The organism is Caulobacter sp. 10L414 (assembly GCF_056395525.1).
This window is the reverse complement of sequence record NZ_JBFTJR010000158.1, coordinates 1-379: the sequence shown is the minus strand read 5'-3', so window position 1 is coordinate 379 and position 379 is coordinate 1. Positions and strand designations below refer to the sequence as shown.

The window sequence follows — 379 nt, the reverse complement described above, 5'->3', positions numbered from 1 at the left end:
GGCCTGGGCCTGGCGGTCGCCACCGCCGCTGGGGTCGCCGTCGGCGTCGCCTCGGGCGCGGGCGAGCGGCTGGATCGCCGCGCCGACGCCATCCTGGCCGCCGCCTACGACCAGCCCGAGCCCGACAACGCGGCCGAAGCCCTGCCCGAGCTCCAGGACGAGGCGACCGACCTATGAGCGCCAACCGTTCCCTGATCGTCGCCCTGGTGGTGTCCGGCGCGCTGAACCTCTTCCTGATCGGCGGCATCGCCGGCGCGGCCTGGATGCGCCAGGAGGCCCGCCGCGAGGCCCCGATCGCCGCCGCCCTGGCCCAGCGCCCGCCGCTGTGGACCGCCGGCCGCGACCTGCCGCCCCAGCAGCGCCGCGCCTTGCGCCGCAC

Annotated in this window: 1 protein-coding gene; it reads left to right on the top strand. The window is 78.4% G+C overall.

Annotation, left to right across the window (positions count from 1 at the left end):
- Window positions 1–173: 173 nt before the first annotated feature.
- Window positions 174–379: periplasmic heavy metal sensor (locus AC1DCG_RS25190; RefSeq protein ID WP_477037323.1), on the top strand; the 206-nt coding region annotated here is incomplete at its 3' end.